At 73.3% G+C, this 25,769-nt stretch carries 24 protein-coding genes and 1 pseudogene; 8 read left to right on the top strand and 17 right to left on the bottom strand.

Annotated features, from left to right (window positions below; translation table 11 throughout):
* Positions 1–152: 152 nt before the first annotated feature.
* Positions 153–425: a hypothetical protein gene (locus ACWEV0_RS12670; protein ID WP_403797307.1), complete on the bottom strand. Its 273-nt coding sequence runs from the start codon at positions 423–425 to the stop codon at positions 153–155.
* 275 nt (positions 426–700) lie between these two features.
* Here ACWEV0_RS12670 and ACWEV0_RS12665 point away from each other — a divergent pair, with 275 nt between their 5' ends.
* A complete protein-coding gene (locus ACWEV0_RS12665; protein ID WP_453148983.1) occupies positions 701–2,347 on the top strand; it encodes a serine/threonine-protein kinase in 1,647 nt (548 codons plus the stop codon).
* Here the strand turns inward: ACWEV0_RS12665 and ACWEV0_RS12660 are convergent.
* The gene (locus ACWEV0_RS12660; protein WP_453148982.1) at positions 2,331–3,137 is read right to left on the bottom strand and encodes an SGNH/GDSL hydrolase family protein; all 807 of its coding nucleotides are present in this window, start codon (positions 3,135–3,137) and stop codon (positions 2,331–2,333) included. The two genes, ACWEV0_RS12665 and ACWEV0_RS12660, sit on opposite strands and share 17 nt — an antisense overlap.
* A 198-nt stretch (positions 3,138–3,335) precedes the next feature.
* On the opposite strand from ACWEV0_RS12660, the gene ACWEV0_RS12655 reads away from it, so the two are divergent.
* Positions 3,336–4,427 carry a DUF5925 domain-containing protein gene (locus ACWEV0_RS12655; protein WP_453148980.1) on the top strand — a complete coding sequence of 364 codons (1,092 nt, stop codon included), beginning with the start codon at positions 3,336–3,338 and terminating at the stop codon, positions 4,425–4,427.
* 29 nt (positions 4,428–4,456) lie between these two features.
* Here the strand turns inward: ACWEV0_RS12655 and ACWEV0_RS12650 are convergent, their stop codons facing one another.
* A complete protein-coding gene (locus ACWEV0_RS12650) occupies positions 4,457–4,831 on the bottom strand; it encodes a GntR family transcriptional regulator (RefSeq protein WP_403797319.1) in 375 nt (124 codons plus the stop codon).
* Between the two features lie 73 nt (positions 4,832–4,904).
* Between ACWEV0_RS12650 and ACWEV0_RS12645 the strand changes: the two genes are divergently transcribed.
* Positions 4,905–5,834 (top strand): N-acetyltransferase family protein, encoded by a 930-nt coding sequence (locus ACWEV0_RS12645; RefSeq protein WP_453148978.1) that lies wholly within the window; start codon positions 4,905–4,907, stop codon positions 5,832–5,834.
* Positions 5,815–6,327 carry a DUF402 domain-containing protein gene (locus ACWEV0_RS12640; protein WP_453148976.1) on the top strand — a complete coding sequence of 171 codons (513 nt, stop codon included), beginning with the start codon at positions 5,815–5,817 and terminating at the stop codon, positions 6,325–6,327. Before ACWEV0_RS12645 ends, ACWEV0_RS12640 begins: the two co-directional genes overlap by 20 nt.
* Here ACWEV0_RS12640 and ACWEV0_RS12635 read toward each other — a convergent pair.
* Positions 6,324–6,746 carry a DUF6299 family protein gene (locus tag ACWEV0_RS12635; RefSeq protein WP_453148974.1) on the bottom strand — a complete coding sequence of 141 codons (423 nt, stop codon included), beginning with the start codon at positions 6,744–6,746 and terminating at the stop codon, positions 6,324–6,326. The genes ACWEV0_RS12640 and ACWEV0_RS12635 overlap by 4 nt on opposite strands.
* Positions 6,747–6,846: 100 nt before the next feature.
* Positions 6,847–7,311, bottom strand: a complete 465-nt coding sequence (locus ACWEV0_RS12630) for a GNAT family N-acetyltransferase (protein WP_453148973.1) — start codon at positions 7,309–7,311, stop codon at positions 6,847–6,849.
* Positions 7,312–7,467: 156 nt separating this feature from the next.
* Here ACWEV0_RS12630 and ACWEV0_RS12625 point away from each other — a divergent pair, with 156 nt between their 5' ends.
* Complete coding sequence (locus ACWEV0_RS12625) at positions 7,468–8,403, top strand: lytic polysaccharide monooxygenase auxiliary activity family 9 protein (RefSeq protein ID WP_453148971.1); 936 nt, start codon at positions 7,468–7,470, stop codon at positions 8,401–8,403.
* 6 nt (positions 8,404–8,409) lie between these two features.
* On the opposite strand, the gene ACWEV0_RS12620 is transcribed toward ACWEV0_RS12625, so the two are convergent.
* The 3 genes from ACWEV0_RS12620 to ACWEV0_RS12610 all read right to left on the bottom strand — a co-directional run bounded on the left by ACWEV0_RS12620 (position 8,410) and on the right by ACWEV0_RS12610 (position 13,863).
* Positions 8,410–9,282, bottom strand: a complete 873-nt coding sequence (locus ACWEV0_RS12620; protein WP_453148969.1) for an esterase/lipase family protein — start codon at positions 9,280–9,282, stop codon at positions 8,410–8,412.
* Between the two features lie 142 nt (positions 9,283–9,424).
* A complete protein-coding gene (locus ACWEV0_RS12615) occupies positions 9,425–10,384 on the bottom strand; it encodes a DNA polymerase Y family protein (protein WP_453148967.1) in 960 nt (319 codons plus the stop codon).
* Positions 10,381–13,863 (bottom strand): DNA polymerase III subunit alpha, encoded by a 3,483-nt coding sequence (locus ACWEV0_RS12610; protein ID WP_453148965.1) that lies wholly within the window; start codon positions 13,861–13,863, stop codon positions 10,381–10,383. Before ACWEV0_RS12610 ends, ACWEV0_RS12615 begins: the two co-directional genes overlap by 4 nt.
* 158 nt (positions 13,864–14,021) lie before the next feature.
* Between ACWEV0_RS12610 and ACWEV0_RS12605 the strand changes: the two genes are divergently transcribed.
* The gene (locus ACWEV0_RS12605; RefSeq protein WP_453148964.1) at positions 14,022–15,095 is read left to right on the top strand and encodes a DUF3533 domain-containing protein; all 1,074 of its coding nucleotides are present in this window, start codon (positions 14,022–14,024) and stop codon (positions 15,093–15,095) included.
* Positions 15,096–15,169: 74 nt separating this feature from the next.
* On the opposite strand, the gene ACWEV0_RS12600 is transcribed toward ACWEV0_RS12605, so the two are convergent.
* The 8 genes from ACWEV0_RS12600 to ACWEV0_RS12565 all read right to left on the bottom strand — a co-directional run bounded on the left by ACWEV0_RS12600 (position 15,170) and on the right by ACWEV0_RS12565 (position 23,577).
* Entirely contained in the window at positions 15,170–16,069 is a 900-nt protein-coding gene (locus ACWEV0_RS12600) for a S1 family peptidase (protein ID WP_453148962.1), read from the bottom strand.
* A gap of 206 nt (positions 16,070–16,275) precedes the next feature.
* The gene (locus ACWEV0_RS12595; protein WP_453148961.1) at positions 16,276–17,178 is read right to left on the bottom strand and encodes a S1 family peptidase; all 903 of its coding nucleotides are present in this window, start codon (positions 17,176–17,178) and stop codon (positions 16,276–16,278) included.
* Positions 17,179–17,347: 169 nt separating this feature from the next.
* Complete coding sequence (locus ACWEV0_RS12590; RefSeq protein ID WP_453148959.1) at positions 17,348–18,136, bottom strand: DUF1684 domain-containing protein; 789 nt, start codon at positions 18,134–18,136, stop codon at positions 17,348–17,350.
* A gap of 21 nt (positions 18,137–18,157) precedes the next feature.
* Complete coding sequence (locus ACWEV0_RS12585) at positions 18,158–19,150, bottom strand: ABC transporter substrate-binding protein (RefSeq protein ID WP_453148957.1); 993 nt, start codon at positions 19,148–19,150, stop codon at positions 18,158–18,160.
* Between the two features lie 26 nt (positions 19,151–19,176).
* Positions 19,177–19,968: an amino acid ABC transporter ATP-binding protein gene (locus tag ACWEV0_RS12580; protein WP_453148955.1), complete on the bottom strand. Its 792-nt coding sequence runs from the start codon at positions 19,966–19,968 to the stop codon at positions 19,177–19,179.
* Entirely contained in the window at positions 19,965–20,864 is a 900-nt protein-coding gene (locus tag ACWEV0_RS12575) for an amino acid ABC transporter permease (protein ID WP_453148953.1), read from the bottom strand. Before ACWEV0_RS12575 ends, ACWEV0_RS12580 begins: the two co-directional genes overlap by 4 nt.
* A gap of 38 nt (positions 20,865–20,902) precedes the next feature.
* Positions 20,903–22,729, bottom strand: a complete 1,827-nt coding sequence (locus ACWEV0_RS12570; protein ID WP_453148951.1) for an FAD/NAD(P)-binding protein — start codon at positions 22,727–22,729, stop codon at positions 20,903–20,905.
* Positions 22,726–23,577, bottom strand: a complete 852-nt coding sequence (locus ACWEV0_RS12565) for an amino acid ABC transporter permease (protein ID WP_453148949.1) — start codon at positions 23,575–23,577, stop codon at positions 22,726–22,728. The genes ACWEV0_RS12570 and ACWEV0_RS12565 overlap by 4 nt, the downstream gene beginning before the upstream one ends.
* A 407-nt stretch (positions 23,578–23,984) precedes the next feature.
* Between ACWEV0_RS12565 and ACWEV0_RS12560 the strand changes: the two genes are divergently transcribed.
* On the top strand, positions 23,985–24,464 hold the full coding sequence (locus ACWEV0_RS12560) for a GNAT family N-acetyltransferase (protein ID WP_453148948.1): 480 nt from the start codon (positions 23,985–23,987) through the stop codon (positions 24,462–24,464).
* Positions 24,461–25,417 carry an ABC transporter substrate-binding protein gene (locus ACWEV0_RS12555; RefSeq protein ID WP_453148946.1) on the top strand — a complete coding sequence of 319 codons (957 nt, stop codon included), beginning with the start codon at positions 24,461–24,463 and terminating at the stop codon, positions 25,415–25,417. Before ACWEV0_RS12560 ends, ACWEV0_RS12555 begins: the two co-directional genes overlap by 4 nt.
* 1 nt (position 25,418) lies before the next feature.
* Here ACWEV0_RS12555 and ACWEV0_RS12550 read toward each other — a convergent pair.
* Positions 25,419–25,769: pseudogene (locus ACWEV0_RS12550) on the bottom strand (hypothetical protein); the annotation flags it as partial.

Raw genomic sequence — 25,769 nt, 5'->3', positions numbered from 1 at the left:
GGAAACGGACCACGGGCAGGGGAAACCGACAGGAAGAAGCGCCGGACGGGCGGGGACACGTCCGGCGTGTGGTCAGGAGCGGGCCGCGGGCCGAGCGGGTGTGGGGAGCGGTGCGCGTCGGGGGTGCGCCGGTGCCCGGCCCGGACGGCCCGTCAGCCGTGGCTGCCGAAGAGCGAGCGACGCAGTCGGCGCAGCGGGGCGAAGAGCGAGACCCGTGCGCTGCGGCTGCGGTGCCCGTGCACCGGCACCTCGCGCGGACGCGACGTCAGCTCCCGCATCAGCAGCGTCGCCTCGGCCGCCTCGCGCTGCGGTATGGCGGGGCCGCCGAGCACCGCGAGATGGCGGTCGAGACGCGAACTCGTCGCGCTGCTCCCGCAGGTGATGGCAGGCACACGCGGCCTGCTGCGCATTGCTATCTGTTCCATGTCACTCCCCACCCAAACAAGGGCACCCGGCCCGGGCAGGTTAACCCTATCGCTCCACTACGACACCCGTGTATTCCGGCCGCAGGATTCACCGTCCAGTGAAGGGGGTTGACGATCACTGTCCGAATCCATGTGGTTCCAGGGAGAGTTGGACAGGGATCGCACACCTGTCGAACCGTCACGAACCATCCTGCACGCACCTCCCCCACCTGCGCGCACCCGGCCGGGTGTGATCTCCGCCACCAAAACCGGCGGGCCTCGGCTACCGTGGAGTGATGACGCTCATCGCGGGTCGTTACCGGCTGCTCGACGTGCTCGGCGAAGGCGGCATGGGCACCGTCTGGCGCGCCCGTGACGAGGTTCTGGGGCGGGAGGTGGCGGTCAAGGAGGTCCGCGCCCCGGCCGGCCTGCCCACCGAGGACCGCGAGCGGCTGTACGCGCGCCTGGAGCGCGAGGCACGCTCCGCCGCCCGGATCACCGACCGCAATGTCGTCACCGTCTACGACGTGGCGATCGACGACGAACGCCCCTGGATCGTGATGGAGCTGGTCCGCGGGCTCACCCTGGCCGAGACCCTGGAGGCCGAGGGCCCGCTGCCGCCCGCGCGGGCCGCGCAGGTGGGTGCCGGGGTGCTCGCCGCGCTGCGCGCCGCGCACGCGGCCGGGGTGCTGCACCGGGACGTCAAACCGGCCAACGTGCTGCTGGCCAACGACGGCCGGGTGGTACTCACCGACTTCGGCATCGCGGCCGTGGCGGGGACCTCGCCGCTCACCATGACCGGCGAGCTGATCGGCTCCCCCGAGTACCTCGCGCCGGAGCGCGCCCTGGGGCGCACGCCCGGGCCCGCGGCCGATCTGTGGTCGCTCGGCGTGCTGCTTTACACCGCCGTCGAGGGCGCGTCGCCGTTCCGCCGCGAGACCGCGCTCGACACGCTGCGGATGGTGGTGGACGAGGAGCCGGCTCCGCCCGTGCACGCGGGGCCGCTGGCGCCGGTCATCGAGGGGCTGTTGCGCAAGGACCCGGAGCAGCGGCTCCCGGCGGAGGCCGCCGAGGAGCAGCTGCGGCTGGTCGCGGCCGGCGGCACGCCCCGTACGGAGGCGACGCGGGTGCTGCCGACGCCGCCACCGGTGCCGTATCCGGCCTTCGCCGGGGAGGGCGCGGGCGGCGGCGGTACGGGCGGGCCGGCGCCGGTGGGTGCGACGGCGCCGCTGCCCGGGCCGGAGCCGGAGCGCCGCCACCGGGCGGCGTGGATCGCCGTGGTCGTGGCGCTGCTGCTCGTGGCGGGCGGGCTGACGTACGCGGTGCTGCGGGACACCGGGAAGGACGGGACGCCGACGGTGCCGCCGGCGACGACGAGCGCGCCGACGACGGCGCCGACGACGCCCGCGCCGACCACGGCGAGCACGAGCGCCTCGCCGAGCACGACGACGACTCCCCCGGTGAACGCGCTCGTGTCGGTACGGGCCGTGCGCGACACGTACGTCGGGAGCTGTCCGCCTGCGGAGGGCACCGGGCCGGAGTTCACGGCGACGTTCACGGTGGACCGGACGCCGGCGACGGTCTCGTACCGCTGGACGACGGAGAGCGGGGAGGCGCAGGACACGGTCTGGCGGACGCTGGAGTTCCCGGCGGGCGGGGACACCGAGCAGCAGGTGACGCGTGAGCAGTCGGCGTACGGGCCGGGGGCGACGGTGCACGACCGGATCCGGGTGGAGGTGCGGGAGCCGGTGGCGCGGCAGTCGGACTGGGTGGTGTTCTCGCTGACCTGCGCGAGCGCGAGCGGCACGGTCACGCCGTCGTCCCCGCCGCCGACTACTCCGACGACGGGGACGACAGCGGGAACGACCGCGGGGACTTCCGGGGCGCCCGGGACCGCGTCCCCGGCCGGTGGCGCCCCGGGCGCCGTTACGCAGCCCCGTTGAAGGTGGGCAGGTAGCCGCTGGCCTGTCCGGTGGCGGTCGGGTGGTACGACTCGCCGATGTTGAGCCAGTTGACGCTGTGCAGCCACGACGAGCTGGAGCAGATCTCGTGGCCGGTGAAGGCGGGGACCGCGCTGGCGAAGGTGTAGCCGAAGTTGGCGGCGCGCTTGGCGGTGGCCGCGTTGAGGTAGTCGGAGGCGTCGTTGATGGCGGCGCGCTCGGTCTCGCTCAGACCGGCGATGCAGGTGCCGTTGAGCTGGTAGAAGCGCGGGTAGCCGAGCACGACGACGTGGGCGTTGGGGGCCTTGGAGCGGATCGCCGAGTAGACCGAGTCGAGCTTGCCGGGGAGCGTGCTGTCGACGTACGCCTTGGCCTGATTGATGCGGTTGATACAGGTCGCCTCGGACTGGAGGACACAGGTCGTCATGACGTCGGAGAATCCGGCGTCGTTGCCTCCGATGGTGATCGAGACCAGGTCGGTGGCGGTGGAGAGCGGTCCGAGCTGATTGGCCGTGACGTCGCCGGTCTTGGCGCCCGAGCAGGCGGTGAAGGCGAACGAGGAGGGGGCGTTGGCGTTCTTCCAGAGGACCGGGTACGCCTTGGTCGAGCGCTTGCAGTCGCCGCTCGCGCTGTCGTAGCTGCCGGCTCCGACGCCGGAGGAGTACGAGTCGCCGAGGGCCACGTAGTCGAGGGCGGCGGAGGAGGCGGCCTGGGCGGCCCCGGCCCCGGTGAGGGCGAGGACGGTGCCGAGGAGGAGCGAGGACGAAAAGGCCGTAAAACGCGACGGTTTCATGAAACCTCCCTGTAGCAGGATCTCTGCGTTACCAGTTGGTAGCAGCGGATCCGGCGCGCCGGAAGTGTCCATGTCAAAACTCGATTGGCCAGACATCGCCAGTCGCTCTGAAACCGGCGAGAACAAGCCAGTTGAGCCGATCCTGAGTGAGGCTCAAATCCCGGTGCGCGAACGGCCTCCGGGGCGGATCATGGCGCCATGGCCACTCCGCCCGAGAACTCCCTCCCCGTCCGGCTCCGGCTCAGCGGCGACGACTCGCTCTCCGACGCCGTCGACGCCCTCTTCCTCGGCCGCTTCGCCACCGGCGAGCAGCCGCACGCCCACAGCACCTCCCTGGACCGGGTGAAGCCGGACGCGACCCTGCTGCCCGCGGGCGCCCGGGTGTTGCGGGCGGTGCGGGAGGACGACCGCAGCGCCCTGCTCGCCGAGGGCGAGGGATGGACCGTGCTCGTCTCCCGCTGGAACCGCGGCGCCGACGTCACCGTCACCGCGACCGACCCGGAGCTCGCCGAACGCCTCCTCAAGGAGGCCGTCGACGGCGCCCGCGACGAGCCGGAACCCCATCCGAACAACGTGACCATGGGCTTCTGGTACGTGTCACCCCGCCGCGGCCCGCACCGCACCACCCGCCGGATCGGCGCCGGCGCCTGGGAGGAGATCCGGCCCAACTACACGGCTCCCGTGGCGCAGGCGATGGACCGGCTGATGGCCGTCACCCCCGAGGACATCACCGGCCGGCTGCTGCTCCTGCACGGCCCGCCCGGCACCGGCAAGACCTCCGCCCTGCGCACCCTGGCCCGCTCCTGGCGGGACTGGTGCCAGGTCGACTGCGTCCTCGACCCCGAGCGCCTCTTCGGCGACGTCGGCTACCTCATGGACATCGCGATCGGCGAGGACGAGGGCACGGAGAAGGGCCGCTGGCGGCTGCTGCTCCTGGAGGACTGCGACGAGCTGATCCGGGGCGAGGCCAAGCACTCGGCCGGCCAGGCGCTGTCCCGGCTGCTCAACCTGACGGACGGTCTGCTCGGCCAGGGCCGCAACGTCCTCGTCGCCGTCACCACCAACGAGGACCTGGAGCGCCTCCACCCGGCCGTGGTGCGCCCCGGCCGCTGCCTGGCCCGCGTCGAGGTGGGCCCGCTCAGCCGCCCGGAGGCGGTGGCGTGGCTCGGCCGCGAGGAGGGCGTGGGGCGGGACGGGGCGACGCTGGCGGAGCTGTTCGCGCTGCGGCGCGGGACGCCGGCGGCGGAGCTGCCCGACCAGCGCGCGCCGCGCCCCGGGCTGTACCTGTAGCGCCCCCGGCGTCCGGGGGCGCTACGGCCTCAGGCCTCGTACAGCGCCCGCAGCGCGTCCCGGACCGCCGACTCGGCCTCCTCCCTGCTCAGGCCGAGCCGGTGGGCCTCCGTCGCATAGCCCGCGGCGGCGGTCGCGGCGAGGCGGGAGGCCGCGTCGGAGGCGGCGGCGACGAAGGTGCCGTTGCGGCCGCGGGTCTCGATCACCCCGTCCGCCTCAAGGGCCTTGTACGCCTTGGCGACCGTGTTCGCCGCGAGCCCCAGGTCCTCCGCGAGGCCGCGCACCGTCGGGAGCTTGAAGCCGACGGGCAGTTCCCCTGAGCGGGCGCGGTCCGAGATCTGGGCGCGCAGTTGTTCGTACGGAGCTGTAGTGGAACGGTTGTCCACGCTGATTCGAAGCGGCACCCTCCGATTCTGCACCCGTCCCGCGGGAAAATGGGAGGCGCCCGGCCCCGACCGCCCCCTAGCGTGCGGCACCATGACTGTGATCGTCCGCGATGTACGTGCCGGGGTCGCCGAGGACGCCGACGGCTATGCCCGGGTCCGGCGCGCCGCCCTCCCCTACATGCTCGCCACCGGCCGCCAGACGGCCCATGACTGGGCGCACGCCCACCCCGACGCACACGAACGGCCGCTGGTCGCCGAGATCGGCGGGGAGATCGTCGGCACCGCCGAGGTGTCGCTCGCCCACGAGTCGCCCGAGCCGGGCGTCGGCTCCGTCAACGTCTTCGTCCACCCGGACCACACCGGGCGCGGCGCCGGGACGCTGCTGCTGCGCGCCGCCGAGGAGCACCTGACCGAGGCCGGGGCGACCACGCTCTACAGCTGGGTCCTCGACGAGCCCGCGTACCGCGCCTTCGCCGAGCGGCGCGGTTACACCGGCAGCCGCTCCGCCTACTTCCTGCGGCTCGACCTGAGCACGGCCGAGCTGCCGCCGCGCCAGGAGGCCCCGGCCGGCGTCGAGCTGCGCACGGCGGCCGACTTCGCCGCCGACCCGCGCCCGCTGTTCGAGCTCGACGCGCTCACCACGGCCGACGAGCCGGGCGACGTGGCGACCGAACTCGGCGACTACGAGCACTGGCTGGCCACCACCTGGGAGAACCCGACGCTCGACCGCGAGCTGTCGACGGTCGCGGTGGTGGACGGGCGGCCGGTCGCCTTCACCGCGGCCCGCACGGACGGCCTCGGCCGCTACGGCTCCGGCATGACCGGCACCGCGCCCGGCTTCCGGGGCCGGGGGCTCGCCAAGCTGGTGAAGAACGACTCGCTGCACCGGGCCCGGGCGGCCGGCTGCACGGAGGCGTTCACCGGCAACGACGCCGGAAACGACCCGATGCTGGCCGTCAACCGGTGGTTCGGCTACGAGATCTGCGCGAGAGAGGTCCGGCATGTCCGCACGTTCGGCTGAACGGCACCCGTCCCCGTCCGGGGTCGAGATCGCACTCGTCAAGGCGGGGCGTACGAAGATCCGCTACCCGGCCGAGCTGCTCGCCGACGACGGCGCCCGGCTGACGGTCCGCGCGCCCTGGGCGGCCGACGGGGTGCGGGACTTCGGCTTCGTGCGCTTCGAGCCGGGGGACGTCTTCACCGAGCACTACTGGCGCGACCGGTGGTACGCGGTGAAGGAGGTCCGCTCCGGCGACGGCACGCTCAAGGGCTGGTACTGCGACGTGACCCGGCCGGCCGCCGTGGCCGCCGACGGGTCCGAGGTGGTCGTCGAGGACCTGGACCTGGACCTGTGGGTGTCGGCGGACGGCAGCGAGGTGCTGCGGCTCGACGAGGACGAGTTCGCGGCGAGCGGCCTGGCCGCCTCCGACCCGGAGGCGGCCGGGCACGCCGTGCGCGCCCTCGACGAGCTGGCGGCCCTGGGCCGGGACGGACTCGTGGCCCTGCTCGGCTAGGACTCCAGCACCACGTCCTGGCTCTCCTGGACGCGGAAGTCCGGCAGCGGCAGTCCCAGCGGCCCGGTCGGGTCCAGCTGCATCAGGCCGGCCTCGACGCGCGCCTCGCCCGGGTGGTAGCCGGGCTCCTTCACCACGGCGCTGTTGGTCCAGGTGTGCACCTGGCCGTCGCAGACGGCCTGGGTGCCGCCGATGCCGGCGGAGCGGTCGCCCTGGACCAGCGTGGAGGCGACGAAGACCGGGCCCGCGCCGTCCTCGTCGCAGCGGTACGAGCCGGAGAGGGTGACCGTGCCGTCCGCGGCGACCGTCCCCTGCGGGTCGACGGCGAGGCCGTCGGCGGGCCCGGCGTGGGCGGTCGTGGCGGTGAGGGCGAGCAGGGCGCCGGCGGCTGCGGCGGTGACGGCGAGACGTACACGCATGACTGGAGGGGATCCCTTCGGATGGGCGCGGATCGCGCGGGGAGTGCGCGGGCTTCGCGCCCGCAAGGGATACCGGATCCAGCCAGCGGACGTCCGAAACTCACCCCATCGACGGCGAGTTGAGCACTTTACGGTAATGAATACGGTCGTACGGGCCGTCCTGGCGGCGCTCGGTGACCTCGTAGCCGTACCGCTCGTACAGCTTCTGGTTCTCCCACATCATCGCGTTGGTGAACAGCCGCACCTCGGGCAGGCCGAGCTCGCGCGCCCGCTGCTCGACCCAGTCCATCAGGATCCGGCCGAGGCCGGTGCCCTGCGCGTCGGGGTGCACGGCGATGGTGTCGAGGTAGAGATGGCCGGGCTTGGGGACGACGAAGACGAGACCGGCCACGGGCTCTCCGACGACGAAGATCCGCCCCGCCGCCACGTTCGCCGCGTGGTCCTCCTCCATGGGGGCCGGCACGAGGCCGATCCGCTCGATGTAGTGGTGGAAGGCCGCGTCGACGACGGCTCTCACGGCGGGCACGTCGGCGGCGACGGCGGGACGGGGCAGGGCGTTCGTCATGCCGACACGGTACGACGGGCCGAGTCTGTGGTGCCGCTTAGAGGCTCCTTAACGCGAGCCTAAGGATGGGCGGTTGGGGGCTTCGAGGGCCGAATCGGCGCCCGCCGGGGGCTAGTTTCCTCGGCGACCCCGCTCTCGTGAAGGAGTTGTCACCCCATGACCCCACGCCGTACCGCCACCGCCCTCACCACCGCCCTGCTGCTGTCCGGGCTCGCCGCCGCGCCCGCGCTCGCGCACGGTTCGATGACCGATCCGGTGAGCCGGGTCGCGGCCTGTTACGCGGAGGGGCCGGAGAGCCCGAAGTCGGACGCGTGCAGGGCGGCGGTGGCCGCGAGCGGCACGCAGGCGTTCTACGACTGGAACGGGGTGAACATCGGGAACGCGGCCGGGCGGCACCGGGAGCTGATCCCGGACGGGAAGCTGTGCAGCGCCGGGAACGACAAGTACCGCGGCCTCGACCTGGCGCGCCCGGACTGGCCGGCGACGCGCCTGGCCTCCGGTGCGCACACCTTCCGGTACAAGGGGACGGCGCCGCACAAGGGGTCGTTCGAGCTGTACGTGACGAAGGACGGGTACGACCCGTCGAAGCCGCTGAAGTGGTCGGACCTGGAGGCGGAGCCGTTCGCGACGGTGACCGATCCGCGGATGGAGAACGGCGACTACGTGTTCACGGGGACGGTGCCGAAGAAGTCGGGGCGGCACCTGATCTACTCGATCTGGCAGCGGTCGGACTCCCCGGAGGCCTTCTACACCTGCTCGGACGTGGTGTTCGGCCAGGACAGCGGCTCCGTCCCGCCGCCGAGCGCGCCCACGAAGGCGCCCTCCCACACGCACACGAACACGCCCACGTCCTCGCCCACGCGGGCGCAGGCGCCCGCCGGCACGCCCGCGTCCTCGCCCACGCAGGCGCCCGCCGCTCCGGGCAGCGCCACCGCGCCGCCCGCGCCCGCCCCGGCCCCGGACGGCTCCGGCGAGGAGCTGGCCGAGACCGGGGGCGACGCCGCCACGCCGTATCTGGCGGTGGGCGGCGCCGCCGTCCTCGCGGTCGGCGCGGCCGTGCTCTTCCTCACGGCGCGCCGCCGTCAGGGTTAGTCGGCGTCACCCGAAGACCGACGCGCAGGTGGTCGGCGTCGCGTGGGCCGGGTCGAGGGCGTTGTCGACCTCGTGGAAGACGATCCGGTCCACCGTGCCGATCGCCACGTGCTCGGACAGGTCGAGCGCGCACCGGTCCTGGAGCAGCACGTTGGTGACGTTCGGGCCGGTCAGCCAGCCCGACTGGTAGGGCGTGACGACCTCGTCGTACTTGGTGGCGATCACCGTGTACCGCACGCCGGGCACGGTGTCGCCGCCCTCGTTGAGCCTGGTCATGAACGGGGAGCCGGCCATCTGGTCGGTGAGCCCGGGAGTGGCGGAGGTGAGCAGGTCCTCGGCGCCGGGGAAGTACGGCAGCAGCTTGGTCAGGCCGCTGAGCGTGGTGCCGTGGTTGTCGGGTGCGATGCCGACGAGCGCGTTGACCTTCGCCGCTCCGCCGAGGAACTTCAGGTAGTAGCGCGGCATCATGCCGCCCTGCGAGTGGCCGACGAGGTCGGCCTCGGGGGCGCCGGTGGCGGCGAGGACCTGGTCGACGTACGCGGAGAGCTGTTCGGCGGACTTGTCGATCGGGCCGAGTCCGTGGAAGAACGGCACGTTCGGCAGCTGGCCGTAGTCGAGGGAGAAGACGCAGTAGCCGCGCTCGACGAGGTAGGGCGCGAGGCCCAGCCAGTTGTCGATCGAGTTGCCCAGGGTGCCGTGGACGAGCACGACCGGGCGGGGGTGGGCGGCGGCGGGCTTGCAGGAGAAGTCGTTCCAGCCACGGCTGGGGGCGGTGTCGGCCTGTGCGGCGGCGGTGGGGGCGAGGGTGGCGGCGGCGGTCAGCGCGAGCACGGACAGCGCTCTGACGACCCGCTTCGTCCAGGGTGTCCTGGGCAGCATCGGGCGATCTCCTTGCGGCTCAAGGGAATGAGGGGGTGCTACGCCCTGCGGTCCGGACCACAAGTGGGGATGCGCTTCAGCCAAGTTACGTACGGGTAGCGTCGACGGGAAGTTACGCGTCGGTAAAAAGTAGCCGTGTCGCTCAGGCCGCCAGCGAGCCCGGCAGCACCGCCTTCGGGCCGAACCGGGCCCGGGCCCGGTCCGCGACCGCCTCGATGCGGCGGGCCTTGTCGTCGACCGGGTCGAAGGTCAGCTGGTGGGCGGCGTGTTCGGCGGGGGCGAGGCCCTCGGCGCGCAGGGCGAGGCCGCGGACGCGGGCGCGCTGGAGGCCGAAGGAGTCGTGGATCGCGTACGCGAGCGCGGTGAGGTCGCGGGAGTGGGCGGTCGGTTCGCGCAGGGCGCGGGTGCGGCTGGAGGTGGTGCGGTCCGCGTAGCGGACGGTCACCGTGAGGGAGCGGCACACCTGGTGCTCGGTCCGCATCCGGGCGCCCAGTTCGGCGGTGAGCGAGAGCAGCGCCCTGCGGTGGGCGTCGGGGGACAACTCGTCGTGCGGGAAGGAGCGTTCGGCGGCCAGGGACCGGGAGACCTCGCCGGGGACGACGGGGGTGCGGTCGATGCCGTGGGCCCGTTCCCACAGCTCGCGGCCCACCTTGGCGCCGACAAGCCGCTGCAGGACGGCGAGCGGCGCGTCCGCGACCCGGCCGACGGAGTCGAGGCCGTAGCCGCAGAGGGTACGGGCGGTGGCGCGGCCGACGCCGTCGAGCGCGACGACCGGCCGGTCCCGCAGGAAGTCCGCCGGGTCGTCGACGACCAGGGTGGTGCCGGGGCGGGCCTCGCGGGCGGCCATCCGGGCCAGCATCGGGTTGGGTCCGGCGCCGATGACGCAGTCGACGCCGTACAGGGCGAGCGCCCGGACCCGGATCACCGAGCCGAGTTCGGCCGGGCTCCAGCCGAAGTAGCGCAGCGCGCCGCGCACGTCGGCGAGCGCCTCGGCGGGCGGCGCGGCCTCGACGACCGGCGTGAACTCGCCGAGCAGGTCGAGCAGTCGCGGGAGCATCACCTCTCCCGCGGGCTCCAGGCGGAACCGTACGCAGAGGATCATCCCGCGCTCCCCGGACTGCTGTGCCAGAGCTTCCGCGCCGGTGTCGCGGCGCCCTCGCCGGCCGGCTGGAGGTCGGCCCAGGGGTTCATCACGTAACCGGTGGGCATCGTGATCCGGCGCCCACCGTCACCGTCCCCGGCGGGGGTGTCCGGCGAGGTGTCCGGCACGGGCTCCTCGGAGAGCCGCTCCCCGACCGCCGTCAGACCGCCGCTCTCCCGCAGTTCGGCCAGCTCGGCGAGGTTCCAGGCGGCGGAGCCGACCACGCTGAGGCTGCGCGGGCCGCGCCGCTGCACCACGCCCCGGACGAGCAGCAGCCAGGAGTGGAAGACGGTGTGGGCGCAGCGCTCGTGGGAGTCGTCGAAGAAGGCGAGGTCGACGAGGCCGGTGCCGTCGTCGAGGGTGGTGAAGATGACCCGCTTGCCGGAGCGGATGGGCGGGGTCTGGGTGGCCGCCTTGGCGCCGGCGACCAGGACCGTCTGGCCGTGCCGGGCGGAGCGCAGCCGCTCGGCGGAGACGACGCCGAGTTCGCGCAGGAAGGCCCGGTGGTCGCCCATGAGGTGGCGGGAGGCGTCCATGCCGAGGATGCCGAGTTCGGCGCTGAGCCGTTCGGTCTCGTCGAGGTCGGGCAGGCCGACGGGGGCGGTCCTGCGGCCCTGGGCGAGCGGGAGCTGTCCGCCGTAGGAGGCGGCGCCGCGCTGGACGCGGTGGAGTTCGGTCAGGTGCAGGAGCAGGTCGCGGCGGTTGGCGCCGAAGGCGTCGAGCGCGCCGACCTGGGCGAGGCGTTCGGCGACGGGTTTGCGCGGGCGGGCCCGCTCCCAGAAGTCGAGCAGGGAGGCGTAGGGCTGTCCGGCCTCGATCCGGGCGCTCTCGGCCTCGCTGATGCCGTGGACGTCGGCGAGGCCGAGCCGGAGGCCCCAGGTCTCCGAGCCACCGTCGGACACCAGTTCGATACGGTGGGCGGCCGCCGACCGGTTCACGTCGAGCGGCAGCACGGGCACCCCGCGCCGCCGGGCGTCCGCGAGCAGCAGCCGCTTCGGGTACATGCCGGGGTCGTGGGTGAGCAGCCCGGCGTAGAAGGCGGCCGGGTGGTGCGCCTTGAGCCAGGCCGACTGGTAGGTCGGCACGGCGAAGGCCACCGCGTGCGCCTTGCAGAAGCCGTACGAGCCGAACGCCTCGACGATCTCCCAGGTGCGGGCGGCGGTCTCGGCGTCGTATCCGCGCGCCGCGGCCCGCTGCGCGAACCACGCCTTGATCCGGCCCTGCGCCTCGGGGTGGGAGAGCCCGCGGCGCACCTGGTCGGCCTCGTCGCGGCCGCAGCCGGTCATGATGCTGACGATCTCGATGATCTGCTCGTGGAAGACGACGACGCCGTAGGTCTCCTTCAGGGCGTCCGCCAGGTCGGGGTGCGGGTAGCGGACCGGCGCGCGGCCGTGCCGGGCGGCGATGAACGGGCGGACCATGTCGGCGGCGACCGGGCCGGGCCGGAAGAGGGAGATGTCGACGACGAGGTCGTGGAAGGTCTCGGGCTGGAGCCGGCCCACCAGGTCGCGCTGGCCGGGCGACTCGATCTGGAAGCAGCCGAGGGTCTCGGTGGAGCGGATGAGCGCGTACGTGTCGGGGTCGCCGGGCGGGACGGCGTCGACGTCCGGCCGGGTGCCGGTGGCGCGCTCGACCTCGGCGACGGCGTGCGCCATCGCGGACTGCATCCGCACCCCGAGGACGTCGAGCTTGAGCAGGCCGAGGTCCTCCACGTCCTCCTTGTCGAACTGCGACATGGGCAGCCCCTCGCCGCTGGTGGGCACGACGGGGGTACGGGTGAGCAGCGAGGCGTCCGAGAGGAGCACGCCGCAGGGGTGCATGGCAGTGCCGCGGGGCAGCGCGTCGAGGGCCTCGACCAGCTCCCAGAAGCGGGTGTCGCCCGCCAGTTCGGCCTTGAGCTCGCGCAGTTCGGGCAGTTCGTCGAGGGCGGCGCGGGCGTCCCGGGCGCGGATGTGCGGGAACGCCTTGGCGATCCGGTCGATCCGGGCCGGGTCCATGGACAGGGCGGCGCCCACGTCCCGTACGGCGTGGCGGACCCGGTAGGTCTCGGGCATGGCGACGGTGGCGACCCGTTCGGTGCCGAAGCGGTCGATGATCGCGCGGTAGACCTCCAGGCGGCGGGCGGACTCGACGTCGATGTCGATGTCGGGCAGTTCGGTGCGGCGCTTCGACAGGAAGCGTTCCATCAGCAGGCCGTGCTCGACGGGGTCGGCGTGGGCGATGCCGAGGAGGTGGTTGACGAGGGAGCCGGCGCCGGAGCCGCGGGCGGCCACCCGGATGCCCATGTCCCGTACGTCGTCGACGACTTGAGCGACCGTCAGGAAGTAGCTGGCGAATCCGTGGTGGGCGATGATGTCGAGCTCGTGGTGCATCCGGTCCCAGTAGACGCGCCGGTCGGGGCGGCGGTCGTAGCCCTTGAGGAGCATGCCGGCGGCGGCCCGGGAGGCGAGCACGCGCTGGGCGGTGCGGTGGGCGGCGCCGACGAGGTACGGCTCGGGGAAGTGCGCGGAGCCCATCCCGAGGTCGTCCTCGGGGTCGACCACACAGGCCGCGGCGACCTCCGCGGTCCGCTCCAGGAGGCGGTACGCGGCCTCCCGCCGGAAGCCCGCGGCCGCCACGACCCGCTCGGCGACGGTCAGCATCTCGTCGGCGCCCTTGAGCCACGCCTCCCCGCTGTCGAGCCCGCCGCGCGGGTCGACGGGGACGAGCCGGCGGGCGGCGTCGAGGACGTCGGCGACGGGTCCCTGGCCGGGATCGGCGTACCGGACCTCGTTGCCGAGCACGGGCCGCACGCCCTGCTCGGCGGCGAAGCCGAGGGTGCGGGCGGCGAGCCGCAGCGAACCGGCCCCGGTGCCGGGCCGCCCGTGGTCCACGACCTCCAGGCACAGCGCGGCCCCGTACCGCTCCCGCCAGGGCGCGAGCAGCCGCGCGGCCCGGTCGGGGCGGCCGGCGGCGAGGGCGCGCCCGATGTCGGATCCGGGGCCGAGCAGGACGAAGAGCTCGTCGCCGCGGTTCGCGGACCGGGGCAGCACGGGCCGCCCCTCCCCCGCGTGCGCGTGGGCGGCGGTGACGAGCGCGCAGAGCTCGGCCCAGCCGGTGCGGGAGCGGGCGAGGAAGACGGCGCGGGGCGCGGACTCGTCGACGAAGGCGCCGCCGCGCACGGGCACGGGCACGCGCCGCGCGGAGCCCGGACCGTCGGGGTCGTGCGCGCCGGCGGCCGGGAACGGCTCGTACCCGAGGTCCACCCCGAAGAGCGGGCGACCCCCTTCCTTCTCGCACGCCTTGGCGAAGCGGACCGCGCCCGCGAGGGTGTCGCGGTCGGTCAGGGCGAGGGCGTCCATGCCGCGCTCGGCCGCGCGGGCGGCGAGGCGGGCCGGATGGGAGGCGCCGTAGCGGATGGAGAAGCCCGACGCGGTGTGCAGATGCGTGAACCCCGGCATGCGCACCTCCCGCGTCCCACTCGAATTCGTACGTACGTTCCCACCCCCTCACACCCAGCGTAGCTCATTTTCGAACGCCCGTACGATAAGCGTGTGACGTCATCCGTACGGCCCCCGCCCGCCTGCGTCGGCACCGGCCTCCCCCGAGCCTGGGGGGCATGAGCCTCGTCGACGAACTGAAGAGCGCCGTCACCCCCCGAGCAGCCCTGCTGGTCGTCGGCGTCTTCGCCCTCCAGCTCCTGTTCATCACCTCGTACGTCGGGGCCCTGCACAATCCGAAGCCCACGGACGTGCCCTTCGGCGTGGTCGCTCCCCATCAGGTGTCCACCGTCCTCATGGGCGACCTGAGCAAGCTGCCCGGCGACCCGCTCGACCCGCGCCCGGTCGCGAGCGCCGACGCGGCGCGGGACCAGATCCTGAACCGGGACATCGACGGAGCCCTGATCGTCGACCCGGCGGGCCGCACCGACACCCTGCTCGTCGCCTCCGGCGGCGGCACCGTGCTCTCGGCCACGCTGGAGAAGATGTTCACCCGGCTGGAGGCGGCCAACCGGCGCGCCGTCCGGACCGTCGACGTGGCCCCGGCCTCACCGCAGGACTTCGACGGGCTCTCCGCCTTCTACCTGGTCGTCGGCTGGTGCGTCGGCGGCTACATCTGCGCCGCGATCCTGGCGATCAGCGCCGGCTCCCGGCCCGCCAACACGCACCGGGCGATCATCCGGCTCGGGGTGCTCGCGCTCTACTCGGTGCTCGGCGGCCTCGGCGGCGCGATCATCGTCGGCCCGATCCTCGGCGCCCTGCCGGGCAGCGTCGCCGCCCTGTGGGGGCTCGGCACGCTCGTGGTCTTCGCGGTCGGCGCGGCCACCCTGGCCCTGCAGTCGGTCTTCGGGATCGTCGGCATCGGCCTGGCGATCCTGCTCATCGTGGTCGCCGGCAATCCCAGCGCGGGCGGCGCCTTCCCGCTGCCGATGCTGCCGCCGTTCTGGAAGACGATCGGCCCGGGCCTGCCACCGGGCGCCGGCACCTGGTCGGCCCGCTCGATCGCGTACTTCAAGGGCAACGACATGACCGCCTCGATGCTGGTCCTGTCGGCCTGGGCGGTCCTCGGCACGGCCGTGACGCTGGTGATGTCCTCGCTGACGCGGAGGACGGCGGCCGAGCCGATCGCCGGGGAGGTCGGAGAGGGCGGCGCGGCGGGCGCGGCAGGCGACTTCGGCGAGGCCCGCCCGTAGCCCGTACGGACAGGGCTGAGGCCCCCCGCCGCGGCGGGGGGCCTCAGCCGTGCGCGGTCAGTACCCGCTGAGCGTCAGTACACGCTGACGCCGTACGCGCTGAGCGCCTCCGTCACCGGCTGGAAGAACGTCGTGCCGCCGGAGCTGCAGTTGCCGCTGCCGCCCGAGGTGAGGCCGATGGCCTTGGAGCCGGAGTAGAGCGGGCCGCCGGAGTCACCGGGCTCGGCGCAGACGTTGGTCTGGATCAGACCGTAGACGATGTCGCCGCCGCCGTAGTTCACGGTCGCGTTGAGGCCGGTGACCGTGCCGCCGTGGATGCCGGTGGTGGAGCCGCGGCGGGTGACGGACATGCCGACGGTGGCGTTGGCGGCGCCGGTGATGTCGACGCTGCCGACCGTGCCGGACTTGGTCACCGAGCTGTTGGTGTAGCGCACGATGCCGTAGTCGTTGCCCGGGAAGCTCGATCCGGCGGTGCTGCCGAGCACGGTGGCGTGCGAGGAGTCGGCCCACCAGGTGCCCGCGCCGTCGGTGCAGTGACCTGCGGTGAGGAAGTAGTAGTTGCCCGCGCTGTCCTTGACGTTGAAGCCGAGCGAGCAGCGCCAGCTGCTGGCGTAGATGGCGTCGCCGCCGGAGATCAGCTTGTTGAACTTGCCGGCGGTGCGCTCGATGCGCAGGGCGCCCGCGTTGGCGCCGGCCTGGCGCTTGATCTTGGCGAGGTCGGCCTGCGAGACCGTGGCGTCGGCGGTCACGATCACCGTCTTCGTCGCCGGGTCGACGCGCCAGGCGGTGCCGGCCACGTCGGCGGTGAGCACGGCGTCGCTGGCGGCGGTGAGCTGCTCGGCGCCGAAGACGGGGGCGGGGGTCGCGTTCGCGGTGGGGACGGCGAGCGCCGCGGCGGCGGCGAGGCCGGCCGCGATGGCGAGCATCCGGGTGTTGCGGGTGTTGCGCGTGGGGGTGGTGCGCGTGGTCCTCACTTCTCGTTCCTCCAGAGGGGAATCGGGGGCCCGCGGTGGGGTGTCGGGCCCGTGAGGCGCAGCCCGGGGCGGTCCGGGCCGGCGCTGTGGGGGAGTCTCGGGCCGTACGGCGTCGCGCCGCAAGGGCGCCTTTCGGCCGTACGGCCCTCCAACTGCCAAGCGAGTCAAGCGAGTTGGCCAAGCGAGTGGGGCAGGTGTGCGAACGCTCAGTACACGCTGACGCCGTACTTGGCGAGCGCCTCCGGCACCGGCTGGAAGAACGTGGTGCCGCCGGTCCGGCAGTCGCCGCTGCCGCCCGAGGTGATGCCGAGCGCCTTGGTGCCGTCGTAGAGCGGGCCGCCGGAGTCGCCGGGCTCGGCGCAGACGTTGGTCTGGATGAGGCCCTTCACGGTGCCGCCGCTGGAGTAGTGGACGGTGGCGTTGAGAGCGGTGACCGTGCCGCCGTGGGTACCGGTGGTGGAGCCGGTGCGCTTGACGGACTCGCCGACGTAGGCGTCGGCGGCGCTGTAGCCGCCGGGGTGGCTGAGCGACGTGTTGTCGTAGCGGACGAGGGCGAAGTCGTCGCCGGGGAAGTTCGACCCGATGGTGGCGCCGATCAGCGTGGACTGGGCCGAGTTGGTGTACCAGGTCTTGGCGACGTTGCCGCAGTGTCCGGCGGTGAGGAAGTAGTACGTGCTGCCGCTGACCACGTTGAAGCCGAGCGAACAGCGGTAGCCGCCACCGTAGATGGCGTCGCCCGCGCCGAGCAGGGGCTTGAAGACACCGGGAGCGCGCTCGATGCGCAGCGCGCCGGCGTCGGCGCCGGCCTGGCGCTTGATCTTGGCCAGGTCGGCCTGCGAGACGGTGGAGTCGGCGGTGACGACGACTCTGCCGGTGGCCTGGTCGACGTACCAGGCGGTGCCGCCGACGTCCGCCTTCAGTACGGCGGCGTCGGCGCGGGCGAGCGCCTGGGCGCTCGCCGGTCCGGGGGTGGGGGCGGCCTGGGCTCCGGGCAGACCGAGGGCGGTGGCGGCCGCGACGGCGGCGGCGACGGCGAGCAGTCGGATGCGCGTGGTCCTCACTGTTCTCCTTCGGGAAACGGCGGAGGGGCCCGTGGGTGGCGGGCCCATGAGGCACCGTCAGGTGACGTGTTCCTGACATGCACCGCGAGTGATAGTGGCCCTTCCGGGAGGCGCGCACAAGACCGCCTGTACCATCCGCACCTCCCGTCGACGGCGTCGCCGCACGCGCGCGGGCGGCGCGGCCCCCGTACCGCCGCGCCGCCCGCACCGCCCCGGATCAGCCCCCGACGACCCGCCGCTCCCCCGCCGCGATCGCCGTGTCCAGCGTGTTCCCCGGCGGCGGGAACGGGCAGATGAAGTGCGGCACGAACGCGCACGGCGGCAGCAGCGCCCGGTTGAAGTCCACCGTCACCGTGCCGTCCGCGGCCGGCGCCGGCGGCCGCAGGAAGCGGAAGCGGTAGCTGTCCCGTCCGCTGGTGGCGTCCGCGAAGACCGCCCACAGCGTGCCGTCGTCCTCCACCGCCACCTGGAGGCTGTGCTCGGCGCCGTGCAGGTCGAAGACCAGCTCCCCGGCGAGCCCGAGCCCGCGCTCCTTGCCGTCCGCGTTCTCCACCCGGACGTGCCGGTCCTCCGCGTACGGCCGGAACACGCCGGGCCGCACCCACTGCTCGTCGTACGGGGTGGCCTCGATGCCCTGGAAGGCGCGCCGCGCCGCCGACTCGGGGTCGAAGTCCCGTACCGCCCACTCCCCCTCGCGGCGCAGCACGACGAGGCGCCGCCCGGCCGACTCGGCCCGTGACGTGTGAATCGGCGGATGGTCGGTGGTCAGCCGGACGGTGCCGATCAGCGGCTTGCCGTCGACGGTCACCGCGTCCTCCGCGCCCGCCGTGAGGACCACCTCGGCGCCGTCCGCCCGCCACTCTCCGGGAACGTCCGGAATTCGCCCGTCCGGGTAGTCCGCGAGCCAGTACGTGCCGGTCAGCGAGAGCGGCCCGTACGACGAGGCGACGGCGGCGACGCGCTGTTCGTGCCAGTGCTGCCAGTCCTGGGATGCATCCGTACTCATGGTGTGTCACCTTTCCACAGGTCAGTTCCCGGTGCGGGGCAGACCGGGCGGGTTGATCTCGGACGAGGGCACCGCCTCGCCGCTGAGCCCCCACCGCTCCAGGACCTGTGCGTACGTGCCGTTCTCGATGATGTGGTTCAGGGCGGCCTGGTAGGCGGCGACGAGGCCGCTGTCCTTCTTCGTCGTGGCGGCGATCTTGCCCTGGAGGTGGGCGCCGGCGCCCGAGAACTTCCCGACGACCTCGGTCTGGCCGGCGGAGGCGACGTGGTAGGCGGCGGTCGGGTTCGGGCCGAGGTAGGCGTCGATGCGGCCGGACTGGATCGCGAAGTAGGAGTCGGTCTGGTTCTGGAAGTACTTGATGTCCACGGGCTTGCGGCCGGCCTTCTCGTTCTGCCGGCTCCAGTCGACCAGGATCTTCTCCTGGTTGGTGCCGGAGCCGACCGCGATGGTCCTCCCGGCGACGTCGGCGGGGCCGGCGACCTTCCAGCCGGAGCCCTTCTTCGCCTCGAAGGCCAGGTCGTCGAGGCGGTAGGTGGCGAAGTCGTACTTGTCCTTGCGCTCCTCCGTCACCGTCACGTTGGAGAAGACGGCGTCGAACTTGCCGCTGTCGAGGCCGACGAAGAGGTTCTCCCAGGAGACCGGGTCGAACTCCGGCTTCACCCCGAGGGTGTCGGCGACCAGCGTGGCGAGGTCGAGCTCGACGCCGATCGGGGTTCTGTCGTCGGTGGCGTAGAAGGAGAGCGGCGGCGAGCTGTTGGTGGACACGCCGATCCGGAGCGTGCCGCGGGCGCGGACGGCCGCCGGCAGCTTGGCGGCGATCGCGTCGGCCTTGCCGGTGTGGACGCGCTTCTGGTCGGGGCCGAGGTTGATGGTGGTGCCGCCGCCCTTCTCCCCGTCGGGCGCGACCTGGTCGCCGACGGCGTCGGTGGCGGCGTCGCTCGCGCCGCATGCGGTGAGCAGGCCGAGGGCGGTGAGCGAGGCGAGGGCGGTGAGGAGGGTGCGACGGGTCTGCATGGCGGGACTCCTTCGAGGGGGAGGGTTCACAGGACCTTGGAGAGGAAGGCGCGGGTGCGTTCGTGGCGCGGGCTGTCCAGCACCTCGGCGGGCGGGCCCTGCTCGACGATCAGGCCGCCGTCCATGAAGACGACCGTGTCGGCGACCTCGCGCGCGAAGCCGATCTCGTGCGTGACGACGATCATGGTGGTGCCGGCGGCGGCCAGGTCCTTGATCACGTCGAGGACCTCGCCGACCAGCTCCGGGTCGAGCGCGGACGTCGGTTCGTCGAAGAGCAGCAGGCCCGGTTCGAGGGCGAGCGCGCGGGCGATGGCCACCCGCTGCTGCTGCCCGCCGGACAGCTGCTTCGGATAGGCCCGGGCCTTGTCGGCGAGACCGACCCGGTCGAGCAGGGCGAGGGCGGTCGCCTCGGCCTCCTTGCGGGGGCGTTTCAGGGCGGAGACCGGGGCCTCGGTGATGTTCTCCAGGACGGTGAGGTGCGGGAAGAGGTGGAAGTTCTGGAAGACGAAGCCGATCCGGGTGCGCTGCCGGAGGATCTCCCGTTCGCGCAGCTCGTACAGCTTGTCGCCGGAACGCCGGTAGCCGACGAGGGTGCCGTCGACGCTGATGGTGCCGCTGTCGACCTTCTCCAGATGGTTGATGGTGCGCAGCAGGGTGGACTTGCCGGAGCCGGACGGGCCGAGGACGACGGTGACCTCGCCGGGGCGCACGTCGAGGTCGATGCCGCGCAGCACCTCGACGGCGCCGAAGCTCTTGCGCACGGCCCGGAGGCGGACCTTGACGTCGGACTCGGTGATGTCCGCGACCGCGGTGCTCATCGGGTGCTCCCCTTCGCGTAGTGACGTTCGACGTAGTGCTGGACGACGGACAGCGCCGTGGTCAGGAGGACGTACCAGGCGGTGGCGACCATCAGGAGCGGGACGACCCGCCCGTTGCGGCCGTAGACGACCTGCACCTGGTAGAAGAGCTCGCCGATCGCCATGACGGAGACGATCGAGGTGCCCTTGAAGAGCGAGATGATCTCGTTGGCGGCGTTGGGCAGGATCGAGCGCATCGCCTGCGGCAGCACGATCCGCCGCAGCTGCCGCAGCCGCGGGATGCCGAGCGCGGCCGCCGCCTCCAGCTGGCCGCCGTCCACGGCGAGCACCCCGCCGCGGACGATCTCCGCCGCGTACGCCGCCTGGTGCAGGGCGAGCCCGAGGACGGCCGCGCTCATCGCGCCGACCAGGCCCATCGTGTCGAAGGACCAGAGGCGCGGCCCGAAGGGGACGCCGAGGCTCAGCTCCTTGTAGAGATAGGCCAGGTTGAACCAGAAGAGCAGCTGGACGATGAGCGGGATCGAGCGGAAGGCCCAGATGTAGCCGAAGGCGACGGCCCGCAGGAACGGGCTGGCCGACAGGCGCATGAAGGCGAGCACGATCCCGAGGGCGAAGCCGAGCACGGTGCCGTAGAAGGTGAGCTGGAGGGTGACCCACACGGACCGGAGGATGGCGTCCGCGGTGACGTAGCGGGCGAAGACGTCCCATTCCCAGCCGGGGTTGGTGACCAGTCCGTGCAGGAACTGGGCGAGGACGACGGCGGTGGCGGCGACGGCCGGCCAGCGCCAGGGCCGGCGCACGGGCACGACCTTGAGCAGGGCGGGGGCGGCCGTCGCGTCGGCCGCCGGGACGTTCGCCGGGGCGAGCCCGACGGGTGGATCGCTGGTGAGAGACATGGAGGTACCCCAAGAAGACGCGGAGGAGGAAAGGGGGTTCAGACGCTGAGGTATGCCGACGCGTCCGCCGTACAGGAGGACAGGTCGTGCAGGAGCGTGAGCGCGGTCCGCGCGGTCCGGTCGTTCTGGCGGAAGGCGAGGCCGCCGGTACGGGGCCGGGTGAAGGCCGCGCCGGCCCGGGACGTGGTGTGCGGGCCGAGCGCGAAGCGGCGCGGATGCGGGCGTCCGTCGCGCCCGAGGACCCGTCCGTCGTCGGGGTCGACGGCGAGCAGCCCGGCCTCGGTGGCCCGGGCCCCGTCCTCGTGCAGCGCCTGGAGCAGCGGGCTCGCGGTCCGGGTGACCGTGGGGTCGGGGAGCCGGGCCTCGACGAGGGCGCGGGCCTCGGTCCACTCCCCCGGCAGGCTCGGCGAGGCGGCCCGGAAGACGCCCCGCTCCTCGTCGGTCTCGACGGTGACGTCGGCGCCGAGGAAGCGGACGATCCCGGCTTCGGAGAGCGCGCGGAGCTGCCGCAGCCGGGGTCCGGGCGGGCCGGAGGCGAGGTAGCTGAAGAAGCCGTGCCACCAGGTGCCGCCCGGGCCAAGGTCGCCGAGCCGGGCCAGCTGCCCGTAGACGGAGAGCAGGGCGCCGAAGACGGCCAGGTCGGTGCTGTGCGCGGGGTCGTGGCGGCGGGCCAGGTCGTCGGCGACGTACTGACGCAGGCCCTCTTGGAGGGCGTCGGCCGTGGCGTACCGCACGCCGGCGAGCGGCCGGTCGAGGGCGTCCAGGTCGAGACGGTCGGCCGGGTCGGGGACGGCGGCGACGACGAGGGCGTCGAGTTCCGGGCCGGTCGGCGCGGCGGCCGCGTACTTCTCCTCGAAGTCGGTCCAGGCGAGCGCGGTCCGCTCGGGGTGGGCGGCGAAGAGCCGGTGGTAGTGGGCCCAGCCCAGCTCCTTGGCGACGAGCGGCCACACGTCGCGCCGGAAGTCGGGCGGTCCGCCGGACGCCAGGAGCGCGTCGACCTCGGCGGGGCCGAAGAAGCGGGGCAGCGGCGGGCGTTCGCCGTCGAGCTCGTAGCCGATCTTGGAGTGGTACGGGACTCCGCGGCGCGATCCGACGTACAGCACGGGTTCCTGGCCGGACGGGACGTACACCAGCCGGTCCGGGTCTCCGGGAGCCTCCTCGTACCGCCCGCCGCGCCCCTCGGTGAGCAGCACCATCAGGTCGACGAAGCCGAGTCCGAAGCCGCGGACCAGGACCGGTTCCCGGGCCGGGAGGGCGGACAGGTCGGCGTCGGCGGTGAAGTCGGGCGGCAGATGGACCAGGCCGTGCCGGGCGGCGAAGGCGGCGAATTCGCGCTGCCGTTCGTCGGGGCGGGCGTCGAGGTGGCCGAGGGTGAGGACGACGAGGTCGGCGTGGAGCGGTGCGGCGCGGCCGGCCAGCCAGACCCGCTGGCGTCCGTCGCGCGGCCCGGTCACGCGCTGGGCGGTGGTGCGGTGTTCGTGCACGGTGACGGTGGCGGGCAGGGCGGCGCGGGCCCGCTCGTGGACCCAGCGCAGATACGCGCCCTGCTGGGGGCGGCTCGGGAAGGTCGCGCCGTCGAGGCCGGCCCAGTCGGCGAGGGTGGGCCCGGGCCGTACCGGGCCTTCGAGTTCCACGGTCTCGTCGGTGAACATGGTGACGTCGTCGGCCCGGGAGTTCATCCAGAGCAGCGGGGACTGGGCGGTGCGCCAGATCCGGCCGGGGCCGGCCGGGTGCGGGTCGACGAGATGGACGTCCAGGGGCTCGTCCCCGTACAGCTCGGGCAGGTTGGCGGCGAGCCGTTCGAGGAAGCCGGTGCCGCGGGGGCCGGCGCCGACGATGACGACCGAGCGGCGTCCGGCGCTCATCGCGGGCCGCCCGTGCCGCGTGCGTAGTGCTTCTCGACGTAGTGCTGGCCGACGCTCAGGACCGAGGTGACCAGGACGTACCAGAGGGTGGCGACCAGGAGCAGCGGGATGACCTGGTAGGTGCGGTGGTAGACGAGCTGGGTGGAGTAGAGCAGGTCCTGGACGGCGATGACGGAGACGATCGAGGTGCCCTTGAGGGTGCCGATCAGCATGTTCCCGGCGGGCGGCACGATCGACTTCATGGCCTGCGGCAGCACGATCCGGGTGAGCCGGCGCCACCGGCCGAGGCCGAGGGACTGGGCGGCCTCGATCTGGCCGCGGTCGACGGAGAGGACACCGCCGCGGACGACCTCGGCGGCGTAGGCGGCCTCGTGGAGGGTGAGGCCGATGACGGCGACGGAGACCGGGCCGAGCAGGTTGACCGTGTGGATGCCGAGGACGGTCGGGTAGAGGGCGCCGATGTTGAACCAGAACAGCAGCTGGACCAGGATCGGCGTGGAGCGGAAGAACCAGACGTAGGCCCAGCTGACCGCGCGCAGCACGGGGTTGGCGGAGAGTCTGAGGACGGCGAGCAGGGTGCCGAGGACGAAGCCGAGGGCCATCACGAGGGCGGTCAGCCACAGGGTGAGACCGAGGCCGCGCAGCACGGCGGTGGAGGTGAACCAGTCGCCGACCACGTCCCACTGGAAGGCCCGGTTGGTGGCGACGGACCAGAGCGCGAGCGCGGCCAGGACGAGGACGGCGCCGGCGGCGGTCCACTGGCCGGCGCGGCGGGCGGGGACGATGCGGAGCGCCGGTTCGGGTGGCGCCGGCGCGGGAGCGGGGGCTTTGGCGAGGATCGCGGACATGGCGAAGGCTCCGTGGATTCCAGAGACGGATCGAACACGGGAGGCGCCTTCAGTGCACGGTGAGCCGCGGACCCGAGCCCCTCAGCACGGTCCGCGTCCTCAAGCTACGCCGGGCGGACGGCGGGCTGTCAAGTGCGTCCGGATGATGAGCCGTTCGTCTCATCGTGGTTGACGGGAAAACGCATGCCTGTTCCACTTGGGCCATGCATCCGCAGCAGTGGCTGGTCACGCGCTCCCACATCGACCTCGGTCGTGTGTGGTCCTCTTCCTGTTGAGCCGACCCCCTGCTCCTCCCTGCCCGCGTGCCCTTCTCCGCGGCGCCTTCGCCTGCGCACACCCGTGAGTACCTGAGCAGAGCCCCTCGCTGCCGCCTGCGCTCTTCTTTCACCTTCGCCTGAAGGACCGTCATGAGCTCTGTGCTGTCCGTGCACCGGACCACGACCACCGACCCCCTGGCGCGTCCGCTCTTCGACGAGCTGACGCACGAGTACACGACCCGTTACGGCACCTCCGACGACCTGCACAGCTATCCGGCCGAGGAGTTCGTGCCGCCGCGCGGCGCGTTCCTGCTGCTCCTGGAGCAGGGACGGCCGGTGGCGGGCGGCGCGTACCGCCGTTACGACGACACCACCGCCGAACTCAAGAGGATCTGGACCGACTCGGGGCACCGCAGACGCGGTCTCGCCCGCCGGGTCCTGACCGTCCTGGAGAGGGAGGCCGCCGACCGCGGCTACACCCGGATCCATCTGACCACCGGTCCGCGTCAGCCCGAGGCGCGCGCCCTCTACCTGGCCACCGGCTACCGCCCCCTCTTCGACGTCGACGCCGATCCCGAGTCGCTCGGGTCGCTGCCGTTCGAGAAGCACCTGGAGAACCCGAACCCATGAGCATCTCACGCAACTCCCTCGCGTTCGCGCTGATCACCGTCGCCGCGCTCGCCCTCACCGCCTGCGGGTCCGGCGAGCCGGTGACCGCCCCGGCCGGCGCCGCCGGGAAGGCCGGCGCTCCGGACGCGCTGCCGACCGAGGACGTGGTGTCGGGCGTGCGGAAGAACGAGGCCGCGGCGAAGCTGCTCCCCGCCGACGTGCGGCAGCGCGGCACCCTGACCCTCGCCACCGCCGTCGGCACCCCGCCCGGCAACGCCTATCTGCCCGACGGGAAGACCGTCGTCGGTCTGGACGCCGACATCGCGGGCGCCGTCGCCAGGGCGCTCGGCCTGGAGCCGAAGCGCGAGGTGGCCGCGTTCGAGACGATCCTGCCGGCGCTCGGCAGCGGCAGGTACGACGTCGGCACGGGCAACTTCGGCGTCACGGAGGAGCGCCGCAAGACCATCGACTTCGTCACCTACATCAACGACGGCCAGGGCTTCGCCGCCCGCGCCGACAGCGGGCTGACCGCCGTCACCGACCTCACCCAGCTCTGCGGCCTGCGGGTGGGCACCGGCGCGGGCACCACGTTCGAGCAGACCCTGGAACGGAACAAGGGCCGCTGCGCGGCGGCCGGCAAGCAGCCGTACGAGGTGAACGTCTACAACGACACGGCCGCGATCTGGATGTCCCTCCAGCAGGGCCGCACCGACGTCGTCATGAGCACCATCAACGGCCTCCGTTACGCCGTGAGGCAGCAGCCGGGCACGAAGTTCCTGAACGAGTACCGCCGTCTCGACGTCGGCTTCGCCTTCAAGAAGGGCACCCCGCTCGCCCCCGCCTTCCAGGCCGCCGTGAACGGCCTGAAGGCGGACGGCAGCTACGACCGCATCCTGCGGAAATGGGGCGTGACCGCCTCGGGCATCGCCGAGTCACGCATCTCCCCGCCCGAGATCCCGGCGCCGGCGAAGTGAGTCAGCAGTCGCAGCCGCAGTCGCACCCGTCACAGCCGTCGCACCCGTCACAGCAGGACGAGCAGTTGCCGCAGCAGTCGCAGCACTCGCCACAGCCTTCGCAGGCGTCGCAGCAGTCGCACTGGGAGCACAGGCCCTCGCGGCGCTGCCGGCTCCACGGGTCCTCGAAGGTGCCGCAGCACATCTGGCAGGTGCAGGCCAGGCCGAGCCAGACGGCGCAGCCCGCGACGAGACCGCGGCGCCGGTTCGGCGGCTCGGGCGGGAGCGGGCCCCAGGGACCCCCCGGGCCACCGGGCCCGCCCGGACCCGGGTGGTACGGCCCGCCGGGGCCGCCCGGTCCGGGCGCGTACGG

The sequence above is a fragment of the Streptomyces sp. NPDC003943 genome, from assembly GCF_053605265.1.
Note: the sequence above shows the minus strand (reverse complement) of the source record. Positions and strands in the feature narration are given on the sequence as shown.

Bases quoted from the DNA above. Each gene is read 5' to 3' on its own strand.
- ACWEV0_RS12660 (WP_453148982.1), bottom strand. From the start codon at position 3,137: ATGAAACCGTCGCGTTTTACGGCCTTTTCGTCCTCGCTCCTCCTCGGC.
- ACWEV0_RS12555 (WP_453148946.1), top strand. From the start codon at position 24,461: ATGAGCATCTCACGCAACTCCCTCGCGTTCGCGCTGATCACCGTCGCC.
- ACWEV0_RS12640 (WP_453148976.1), top strand. From the start codon at position 5,815: ATGTCCGCACGTTCGGCTGAACGGCACCCGTCCCCGTCCGGGGTCGAG.
- ACWEV0_RS12605 (WP_453148964.1), top strand. From the start codon at position 14,022: ATGAGCCTCGTCGACGAACTGAAGAGCGCCGTCACCCCCCGAGCAGCC.
- ACWEV0_RS12670 (WP_403797307.1), bottom strand. From the start codon at position 425: ATGGAACAGATAGCAATGCGCAGCAGGCCGCGTGTGCCTGCCATCACC.
- ACWEV0_RS12560 (WP_453148948.1), top strand. From the start codon at position 23,985: ATGAGCTCTGTGCTGTCCGTGCACCGGACCACGACCACCGACCCCCTG.
- ACWEV0_RS12580 (WP_453148955.1), bottom strand. From the start codon at position 19,968: ATGAGCACCGCGGTCGCGGACATCACCGAGTCCGACGTCAAGGTCCGC.
- ACWEV0_RS12630 (WP_453148973.1), bottom strand. From the start codon at position 7,311: ATGACGAACGCCCTGCCCCGTCCCGCCGTCGCCGCCGACGTGCCCGCC.
- ACWEV0_RS12575 (WP_453148953.1), bottom strand. From the start codon at position 20,864: ATGTCTCTCACCAGCGATCCACCCGTCGGGCTCGCCCCGGCGAACGTC.
- ACWEV0_RS12590 (WP_453148959.1), bottom strand. From the start codon at position 18,136: ATGAGTACGGATGCATCCCAGGACTGGCAGCACTGGCACGAACAGCGC.
- ACWEV0_RS12570 (WP_453148951.1), bottom strand. From the start codon at position 22,729: ATGAGCGCCGGACGCCGCTCGGTCGTCATCGTCGGCGCCGGCCCCCGC.
- ACWEV0_RS12655 (WP_453148980.1), top strand. From the start codon at position 3,336: ATGGCCACTCCGCCCGAGAACTCCCTCCCCGTCCGGCTCCGGCTCAGC.
- ACWEV0_RS12595 (WP_453148961.1), bottom strand. From the start codon at position 17,178: ATGGGCCCGCCACCCACGGGCCCCTCCGCCGTTTCCCGAAGGAGAACA.
- ACWEV0_RS12635 (WP_453148974.1), bottom strand. From the start codon at position 6,746: ATGCGTGTACGTCTCGCCGTCACCGCCGCAGCCGCCGGCGCCCTGCTC.
- ACWEV0_RS12615 (WP_453148967.1), bottom strand. From the start codon at position 10,384: ATGATCCTCTGCGTACGGTTCCGCCTGGAGCCCGCGGGAGAGGTGATG.
- ACWEV0_RS12585 (WP_453148957.1), bottom strand. From the start codon at position 19,150: ATGCAGACCCGTCGCACCCTCCTCACCGCCCTCGCCTCGCTCACCGCC.
- ACWEV0_RS12645 (WP_453148978.1), top strand. From the start codon at position 4,905: ATGACTGTGATCGTCCGCGATGTACGTGCCGGGGTCGCCGAGGACGCC.
- ACWEV0_RS12625 (WP_453148971.1), top strand. From the start codon at position 7,468: ATGACCCCACGCCGTACCGCCACCGCCCTCACCACCGCCCTGCTGCTG.
- ACWEV0_RS12620 (WP_453148969.1), bottom strand. From the start codon at position 9,282: ATGCTGCCCAGGACACCCTGGACGAAGCGGGTCGTCAGAGCGCTGTCC.
- ACWEV0_RS12665 (WP_453148983.1), top strand. From the start codon at position 701: ATGACGCTCATCGCGGGTCGTTACCGGCTGCTCGACGTGCTCGGCGAA.
- ACWEV0_RS12610 (WP_453148965.1), bottom strand. From the start codon at position 13,863: ATGCCGGGGTTCACGCATCTGCACACCGCGTCGGGCTTCTCCATCCGC.
- ACWEV0_RS12565 (WP_453148949.1), bottom strand. From the start codon at position 23,577: ATGTCCGCGATCCTCGCCAAAGCCCCCGCTCCCGCGCCGGCGCCACCC.